The following is a 9,191-nucleotide window of genomic DNA, read 5'->3' as shown; positions in this document are numbered from 1 at the left end:
GTCGGGGATTGCTTCGTACCTCGCAATGACGTTGTGGAGATGCCATTGCACCTTCAGCGTTCGACGGATTTAAACACTCAGACTGACGGGCCCTCTTTTGCTATTGATGTTCGGAGTCCAAAGGAAAGTGTCCTATACCTATGCCCGCGTTAGATAGAAGCGTTAAGCCCAGCTACACAAGGCATGCAGGCGCATGAAAGCATACCCCGGGCCGCAGGTAATACCATGATCGGAAATAACTTTCAGTGTTCACATGATTTATACCATGAATTGCTGAAAAAAGATTATTCCAATTTAAAAAAGTACGCTATATTCACTGTGTCTAATTAGGTGTTGATCTCACACCTAATATAAACCAAATCACTGATACTCATGACGTTTAAACAATTATCTAACAAAGGCGGAAAAGTAAAGCAATCGATTGCGTTGATTCTTTTGCTCATAACCTGTATGCCTGCTATGGCAGCTGTCAAATCTTTTAAGAAGGCTGCCGATGGCGTTACTTTTACGCTCGACAAAGGTTTGATGAAAATCCTCATTCGCAAGGACGATCTTATCGAAGTTAAATACACCATTTTTGATACTTTTGAAACCAAACAGTCATTAGTGGTTAATAACAAATGGCTTCAGCACCTGGTTTACCAGGTTGCAGATGGTAAAGCTGAAGTGGTTATTACTACGGCAAAGTTGAAAGTAAGGGTTAATAAAGCTACTAACGCAATTACCTATACCGATTTGAAAGGGAATGTGATCACTGCCGAAGATAGCGACAATAAATCCCTTACTGCGGCTACTATCGCCGGGATCAATACCTACAACGTTACCACACAATTTACATCGCCAAAGGATGAGGCTTTGTTTGGGCTGGGTTGTCATCCGCTGGATTCTATGTCAATCAATTACAAGGGGCGTAACCAGGACCTTGCCATTAAATATCTTACAGGCGCTATCCCTGTCCTATTATCAACAAAAGGCTATGGCCTAATGTGGGATAACTATTCCGCCAGTAATTTCTACGGCGCCGAAGCCGACAATACCAAATTCAAATATGTATCTGAAAGCGGTAAGCAGGTTGACTACTTCTTTTTCTACGGGCCCGGCTTTGATCACATAATCGATCTGTACCGTACTGCCACCGGTAAAGCGCCGATGTTTGGTAAATGGGCTTACGGCTTGTTCCAGTCGCAAGACAGGTACTTGAGTGAAGACGAGATCCTTACAGTAAAAGATAATTATCGTAATAACCACATTCCAGTGGACGTGATTGTGCAGGACTGGTATTACTGGGACCCATTGCCAATAGGTTCGCACGTGATGAAACCCGAGCGCTACCCGCATCCACAACAGTTGGTTGACGCCCTACACAAGGCAAACATCCATGCCATGATCTCCATTTGGCCGGTGTTTGGTAAAGGCACACCTAACTATGATGCACTGGACAAAATGGGAGGACTAACCGATATCACCTGGGATAACGTGGTTACCCATACCTTTGATACTTATTATGATGCCCATAACCCTAAGGCTCGTGAACTTTACTGGGACCAGGCCCGCGACAGCCTTATTAAGCGTTACGGCTGGGATGCCTGGTGGATAGATCAGTGCGAGCCTGATAATGGTGCATTGCTGGATGCCCGCCGCCAAAGCAAGTTTGCTATAGGTAAGGGTATTGACTATTTTAATACTTACTCACTACAGCATACTAAAGGCGTATATGAGGGCTGGCGCAGGGATATCCCGGGTAAGCGAGCCTTCTTTTTGGTGAGGCAGTCGTTTGCGGGTGAGCAACGCAATGCCTCTACATTATGGTCGAGCGATATTGAATGTACTTTCCATGATTTTAAAGACCAGGTGCCACAGGGGATCAACGCTTGTACATCGGGCATCCCATACTGGACTTCCGATATTGGCGGCTACCATTATCACTGGAAGCCTGCCGATTGGTCGCAACCTGACAAACGGGAGCTGTTTACCCGCTGGTTCCAGTTCGGTACGTTTTGCCCTATCTTCCGGATCCATGGAAAAGGCGAGCGTGCTATCTTCAGCAAAAACTGGGATGAAAATACAAGGTCTATCCTGCTTAATTTCGATAAGCTCCGTTACCGCCTGATGCCGTACATTTACTCGTTAGCCGGCCGCGTAACTAACGATAACTACACCATTATGCGTTCCCTGGCTTTTGATTATCGCGGCGATGCCAATGTTTACGGTATCCCTGATCAGTATATGTTTGGGCCTGCCTTCATGGTTAACCCTGTTACCGAGCAGTTGTATACCTCAAGCGATGCCGACAGGAAGGCCAAAGCGCGTCAGGTTTACCTGCCTGCCGCCAGCAAATGGTACAACTTCTGGACAGGCGAACTGCTTGACGGTGGCCAAACCATCAGTGCCGCGGCTCCTATCGAAATATTGCCACTGTACGTAAAAGCGGGCTCTATTATTCCCATGGGTCCTGATGTTGAGTATGCTACTGAAAAACCAAACAGCAACATCGAGCTTCGTATTTACCCCGGTGCCGATGCTTCATTTAAGTTTTATGAAGATGAGAACGATAACTATAACTATGAAAAAGGTCAGTCGGCTACGTTTACGTTAAACTGGAATGATAAAACACATAAGCTTACTATCTCAGATACCAAAGGACATTTCCCTGGTCAGTTAAAGAGCCGCACATTTAATGTGGTACTGGTTAAAGGCGCACACGGTTCGGATGTGGCTTTAACGGCTAAGGCTGATAAAGTGGTTAAGTATAGCGGTAAAGCGGTAGCGGTAGCCCTTTAGTGGTCATTTGAATCATTGGTTAATTTATTGATCAACAATTTACAAACCGTCAATGCGAGGTACGAAGCAATCCCTATAAGCAGAGCCGCTCTGTATAGTTCGCGATTGCTTCGTACCTCGCAATGACGGTTTTTTTTAATTCCTTTTGCTCGCCACTTTCTTATCCTTCTTCGCTTTCATTTTCAAATTCAGCATCTCTACCAAAACGGAGAAAGCCATAGCAAAATAGATATACCCTTTAGGGATATGCTGTTCAAAGGCTTCGGCCAACAATGAAACACCGATCAATAGTAAAAACGACAACGCCAGCATTTTTACTGTTGGGTGCTTGTTTACAAATGAGGCTACGCCGTTTGATGCCCACATCATAATGGCAACGGCAATAACTACAGCAAGGATCATGATTTCTACATGACTTGCCATGCCTACGGCAGTGATCACTGAATCGAGAGAGAAAACGATATCCAGCAGCATGATCTGGATTATGGTGCCCCAGAATGAATGTTTCTTTACTGCTCCTTCTGCTTCTTCCTCGCCTTCAATTTTATGATGGATCTCGGCGGTGCTTTTGTAGATAAGAAACAGGCCGCCAATGATCAGGATCAGATCGCGACCGGAGATTGCCAGTTTTTCAACCCACTCGGCATTGGTAATGCTAAAGATAGAGCTCAGATTAAATAGCGGCGCCGTAAGGGTCATTACCCAGCTGATTGATAATAATAGCAGGATGCGGGTTATCATGGCCATGCCCAGACCAATCCGCCGGCCTTTGCTTTGTTGACTGGCCGGGAGTTTATCTGATAGAATGGAGATAAATATTACGTTATCGATGCCTAAAACGATCTCTAAAAGTGTAAGCGTGACCAGGGATATCCAGGACTCGGCCTGGGTAAAGATTTCAAAACTCATAGGTGCGCAGGTATTTGTTTCTTCCCAAAAATAACAAAACCCCTGCCTTTAAAGGCAGGGGTTTGTAAAAATAGATTTTCACGTTCAAGCACTTATTCAACGGTAACCGACTTGGCCAGGTTACGCGGCTGATCCACATTACAACCGCGCATTACGGCAATGTGATAAGCCAGTAATTGCAGTGGAATGGTCGCCACAAGCGGTACAAATGCTTCGCTGGTTTGGGGTATCTCTATTACATAATCGGCCATGCCTTTTACTTCGGTGTCGCCTTCGGTAACAATGGCAATTACATGACCTTTTCGGGCTTTTACTTCCTGGATATTGCTGATCACCTTTTCGTACGATGAATGTTTGGTGGCTATGAACACTACCGGCATTTCATCGTCAATTAAGGCGATAGGGCCGTGTTTCATTTCGGCAGCCGGATAGCCTTCGGCATGAATGTAGGAGATCTCCTTGAGCTTTAAAGCGCCTTCCAGTGCTACAGGGAACGAACTTCCCCTACCCAGGAATAGACAATTAGTTGAATCTTTGAATTTGGCTGCAATTTCTTTGATATGATCGTTAGATTTCAGGGCTTCCTGCACCAGGTTCGGGATTTCGTTTAAGCCGGTTAAATACTCAACCATTTTGCTTTCGGTAATTTTACCTCGCTGCTGGGCTATATAAAATGCTATCAATGTTAATACGCTTACCTGGGCTGTGAACGCCTTGGTTGAGGCAACACCAATCTCCGGCCCGGCATGGGTATAAACGCCAGCGTGTGTTAAACGCGGAATAGAAGCACCAACCACATTACAAATACCGAAAATAGTAGCGCCTTTTTCTTTAGCCAGTTCAATGGCAGCCATGGTATCAGCAGTCTCGCCCGATTGGGAAATAGCTATCACCAGGTCTTTTTCGGTGATGATAGGGTTGCGGTACCTGAACTCGGAGGCATATTCTACCTCCACCGGCACGCGGGCATATTCTTCAATTAGATATTCGCCTACCAAACCTGCGTGCCATGAGGTGCCGCAGGCTACAATAATGATCCTATCGACATTTTTAAGCTTCTCGGTGTATTCTTTAATGCCGCCAAGCTGAACTTTGCCCTGTTGGGGGTAAATACGGCCACGCAGGCAATCGCGGATGGAACGGGGCTGCTCATAAATCTCCTTCATCATAAAGTGATCGTAACCGCCTTTTTCGAGCATTTCCAGTTTTAAATCGAGTTCCTGGATATAGGGTGTCTGTACCGAGTTATCAATGTTTTTTACCAGCAGATTTTCCCGATGCACATAAGCAATTTCGTTATCGTTAAGATAGATCACATTTTTGGTATACTCTACAATGGGCGTAGCGTCTGAAGCTATGAAATATTCACCTTTGCCTACTCCAATTACCATTGGGCTGCCTTTACGGGCCGCAATAAGCAAATCAGGCTCATCGGCACTCATAATTACAATGGCATATGCACCTATCACTTTATTTAAAGCAACACGAACAGCATCTTTCAAATCCAGCCCGGTTTCCTTTTGGATGTCTTCGATCAGGTGTATTAAAACCTCGGTATCTGTGTCGCTTTTAAAAACATGGCCTTTAGCTATGAGGGTCTCTTTGATCACCCCATAGTTTTCGATAATACCGTTATGGATAATGGTAAGCCTCCTGTCTCCAGACGAGTGTGGGTGCGAGTTGCGATCACTTGGTTCGCCATGCGTAGCCCAGCGGGTATGTCCCATCCCAATAGTCCCCTTCAGATCGATATCCTTCACAAATTTTTCAAGATCCTCCACCTTCCCGGCCTTTTTATAAACTTTAAGGTCCTGATCAAGCAGGGCAACTCCGGCGCTGTCATAGCCCCGGTATGACAGCCTGTGAAGCCCTTTTATAACGATGGGATAAGCATCCCTAAATCCTATATAACCAACAATTCCGCACATATAATAATCAAGTATAAATGTTAAACGCCGCAAAATAAACAGCTATATAACACATATCAGCAATAATTATTTTGATTTTTTACGAAAAAGGTGAAGTTTTAAAATACTTAAAAAAGTATTTTAAGAAGTGTATTTGTCTTAAACAAAAAAATCCCCTAAGCGGGGATTCTTTTGTTTATTAATAGATATCTTACTTGCGAATTTTGGTATAAATGATATTCAGCCGGATGCTGTAACCCGGGGTGCCTTTATCGCTGCCCACTATAACTGTGCGGGCGGCTGTTTGTGTTGACGGGCCCACATCAATACCTGTTGTGGTATTAACCAGGGTAGTATCAACAGGGGCAATATAAGTACCGTAATCAACTGTTTTTTTACGGATCAGGTCCTGTACAAAAGCGGTAACCAGGAAATGGTATTCTTTTGTGGTGCGGTTATAGCGGCCGCCAAACAAACTGGTTTGTGAGCGCGGATCACTGCCGTTGGCATCCTGTATCAGTGTTCTTTGTTTGGCTATATCCAGCTTGTACATGGTTAGCTTAGGTAATGGCGCATATGGCACACCTGAGCCAGCCCGGGGGGTTATAACAATTTCGGCACGGTTTAACACTACTGTTGAGTCAACCAACTTGTCCAGGCCAGGGAAACTGAGCTTGGCCCTTAAGCCAGCAAGTCCCTGTAAATAAACCGTATTTTGCGATGTTGTGGTATTATTAAGGGCGGCCTGGATAGTGGTGCTATATGTACGTGTAACTTCGGCCGCACGGTTAAAGAATGGCAGGGTCACCGATGCCGTATCAATAGTGCTCGTTGTTGTGCTGGTGGCGGCCGTAACAACCTTATAAAATACGTCAAGTTGCGAAGCGCCCATATTAAGCTGTATGATGCCGCCGGCATCGCTGGCCTGTGCCTTTTCCAATGAAAGATATAACCCTTTTACAGTACTTTGAAAGGTTGTTGGCGACGCGAGTATGGTACCGCTTGCATTAAACAGGTTGTTATAAATAAAAGCTTTGCTGAGCGGTACACGCAATTGAGGGGCTACACGCTGAACAGTATCCAACGTATCGGTACGGATACGGGCAATAGTAATACTGTCATGCGTACGGGCTGTAAAAGTTTTAGAGCCAAGTAAGGCGCTCAGATCAGCATCCCAGTGACTGTTGGTGTAGTAGGTTTTGCTTTCTATCTTTTTTTGAAGTTGGTAAACATTTATTTTATAGCGCGAAGCCAGCGAATCGCCATAAAAACCATCGGCATACTTAAGTACAAGTACGGCGGAGTCTATTGTCAGGGTACCTGCCGGAACGGTATACGCGGCTCCATTTGGCAGGTTAAGGCCAATGGCAACCACACTTTTTGTTGTGCCGAATACAGGGTCGGTAAAATTGGCAAGCGGTGTCCTGGTCATGCCGGATGTAGCTGCCGTATCATCAACAACAGTGTTAATAACAATATTGGTATCAACTAGCAGGCTGCCGTTGATCTCGTTTTGATCATTGATGCCCAAACCAATACCATCCTGGCGTTTACAACTATTCAAAATAAAAAGACTTATTAACAGGGTCAATAAGTCTAATCGGAAAAATTTCATATATAATATTAAGTCTTATGCAACATGCACCAATTCGTCGTTGGTAATTTCGTCGTAAAAATTGTAATAATTTTCGAAATCTGCGGTAGAATCAAAGTCTAAAACCGATTTATTGCTGTTTTTAACATTATTTAACACATCAGCATCGATATCAGGGCTGCCTAAAACAATGCCGTCTGAGTAATGAATTGCGCCGGCATACAGTGCCGAATTGGTGCCTCCTTTGTAAGGCTCAACATGCTGCTCGTTCATATTGCTCATGATGGCTTTTGTAGCAAAATCATCATGCAATTTCTCTTTAAAATCATTTTCATAAATTGAGTAAATGATTTTTGAGTGCTTGAATGTAGGATCGTCTTTGTAAGTTGTTTTCAGATAAGCAGGTACAAGCGCGCTCATCCAGCCATGGCAATGAATCACATCCGGTGCCCAGCCTAATTTTTTAACAGTTTCCAATGCTCCTTTGCAAAAGAAGATCATACGCTCGTCATTATCAGCATAAAATTTACCTTCTTTGTCTGCAAACACATGTTTACGCTGAAAATATTCTTCATTATCCAAAAAATACACCTGCATACGCGCCGCCGGGATAGATGCTACTTTGATGATCAGCGGGTTATCATTATCGTCGATAATAATATTCATACCTGATAACCGGATCACTTCATGAAGTCTGTTCCTGCGCTCATTGATGTTGCCGAAACGCGGCATAAGGATACGGATCTCGTAACCTTTCTCCTGCATAGCCTGCGGAAGTTGGCGTGTTATTTCAGCAATTTTTGTGAGTTCAAGGAAAGGGGACATTTCATGAGTTATAAACAAAAGCTTAGATTTACCCATCACTAAATCAGTATTTAAAATGTAAAGAAGTCAAAAAATTTGAGTTTGCAAATATAACTAATATTATATAAACTGCCAACGAATTATGCAAGTAACTTTTGGTTATTTTTAAGCAATTGTACACCTTTGCCAAATTTTGTAACACCTATTACGTTGAAAATATTCAGCACTAAAAATGAGATAACCGATTATTTTAACCGTAAGCCGGTAAAAGTAATTGGCTTTGTACCAACCATGGGCGCACTGCATAAGGGGCACTTGGGTTTAATTGAACTGGCTAAGCAGCAAAGCACCCAGGTTGTTTGCAGTATTTTTGTGAACCCTACCCAGTTTAATGACCCTAAAGATCTTGAAAAATATCCCCGCCCCATAACCGACGATATCCGCCGTCTGGAAGAAGTTAACTGCGATATTTTGTTTAATCCGCAGGTTACCGAGATGTATGCTGATAATGAGAAATGGCATTTTGACATGGGCGATCTTGAACACTTGCTGGAAGGAAAATTCAGGCCCGGGCATTACCAGGGCGTTACGCAGGTGGTAAATAAGTTGTTCAATATTGTAAAGCCCGATATCGCTTTTTTGGGTCAGAAAGATTATCAGCAGGTTATGGTGATCAGCAAAATGGTGGAAGCATTGAATATGCCTGTTAAGCTGGTGATGTGCCCTATCGAGCGCGAGCCCGACGGCCTGGCTATGAGCTCAAGAAACATTCACCTTACGCCGTATGACAGGGAACATTCGCTTATTCTGTCTAAAACGCTCAACTGGGTTAATGAAAACTTTGATATCAACAAAATTGATGCCCTGCAGCAGCAGGCTGCTCAAATGATCAGCAGCGAACCCGGCGTTGAACTGGAGTATTTTGAAATAGCCGATGGCAAAACTTTGCACCCGGCCACCCCGGTATCCGAATCCATTGTTGCCCTTGTTGCAGCCCGGGTAGGTAAAACAAGATTGATTGATAATGTGTTGATTTCTTAGGTGATAGTCTATAGATCATGGGGGGTAATTCGCTGGTGTAAACACTTGATATACTGTCGACTATTAGTAATTGACTATGGGGTGATTTTTGAGTGAAAATCTTTTACAATCTATGGACTATCGACTATGGACTATCGACTAAATTTATTCCTAAC

6 protein-coding genes are annotated in these 9,191 nt (G+C 43.9%); 2 read left to right on the top strand and 4 right to left on the bottom strand.

The window, feature by feature from the left end; translation table 11 throughout:
• Nucleotides 1-372 precede the first annotated feature (372 nt).
• A complete protein-coding gene (locus AC1DUD_RS21350; RefSeq protein WP_477378104.1) occupies nt 373-2,781 on the top strand; it encodes a glycoside hydrolase family 31 protein in 2,409 nt (802 codons plus the stop codon).
• Nucleotides 2,782-2,916: 135 nt separating this feature from the next.
• On the opposite strand, the gene AC1DUD_RS21345 is transcribed toward AC1DUD_RS21350, so the two are convergent.
• The 4 genes from AC1DUD_RS21345 to AC1DUD_RS21330 form a co-directional block, all read right to left on the bottom strand.
• A complete protein-coding gene (locus tag AC1DUD_RS21345; RefSeq protein ID WP_477378102.1) occupies nt 2,917-3,690 on the bottom strand; it encodes a TerC family protein in 774 nt (257 codons plus the stop codon).
• 92 nt (nt 3,691-3,782) lie between these two features.
• Nucleotides 3,783-5,618, bottom strand: a complete 1,836-nt coding sequence (gene glmS / locus AC1DUD_RS21340; RefSeq protein WP_477378100.1) for a glutamine--fructose-6-phosphate transaminase (isomerizing) — start codon at nt 5,616-5,618, stop codon at nt 3,783-3,785.
• Between the two features lie 190 nt (nt 5,619-5,808).
• The gene (locus AC1DUD_RS21335) at nt 5,809-7,212 is read right to left on the bottom strand and encodes a DUF4270 family protein (protein ID WP_477378098.1); all 1,404 of its coding nucleotides are present in this window, start codon (nt 7,210-7,212) and stop codon (nt 5,809-5,811) included.
• 15 nt (nt 7,213-7,227) lie between these two features.
• Complete coding sequence (locus AC1DUD_RS21330) at nt 7,228-8,052, bottom strand: glycogen/starch synthase (protein ID WP_477378096.1); 825 nt, start codon at nt 8,050-8,052, stop codon at nt 7,228-7,230.
• Between the two features lie 153 nt (nt 8,053-8,205).
• Here AC1DUD_RS21330 and panC point away from each other — a divergent pair, with 153 nt between their 5' ends.
• Nucleotides 8,206-9,036, top strand: a complete 831-nt coding sequence (panC, locus tag AC1DUD_RS21325) for a pantoate--beta-alanine ligase (protein WP_477378094.1) — start codon at nt 8,206-8,208, stop codon at nt 9,034-9,036.
• Nucleotides 9,037-9,191 lie beyond the last annotated feature (155 nt).

It is taken from the genome of Mucilaginibacter sp. P4_A11 (genome assembly GCF_056402535.1).
This window is presented reverse-complemented; position numbering and strand designations above follow the sequence as displayed.

What these genes read in the sequence shown, in the direction of transcription:
- AC1DUD_RS21350 (WP_477378104.1), top strand. Translation starts at nt 373, where the DNA reads ATGACGTTTAAACAATTATCTAACAAAGGCGGAAAAGTAAAGCAATCG.
- AC1DUD_RS21345 (WP_477378102.1), bottom strand. Translation starts at nt 3,690, where the DNA reads ATGAGTTTTGAAATCTTTACCCAGGCCGAGTCCTGGATATCCCTGGTC.
- glmS (WP_477378100.1), bottom strand. Translation starts at nt 5,618, where the DNA reads ATGTGCGGAATTGTTGGTTATATAGGATTTAGGGATGCTTATCCCATC.
- AC1DUD_RS21335 (WP_477378098.1), bottom strand. Translation starts at nt 7,212, where the DNA reads ATGAAATTTTTCCGATTAGACTTATTGACCCTGTTAATAAGTCTTTTT.
- AC1DUD_RS21330 (WP_477378096.1), bottom strand. Translation starts at nt 8,052, where the DNA reads ATGGGTAAATCTAAGCTTTTGTTTATAACTCATGAAATGTCCCCTTTC.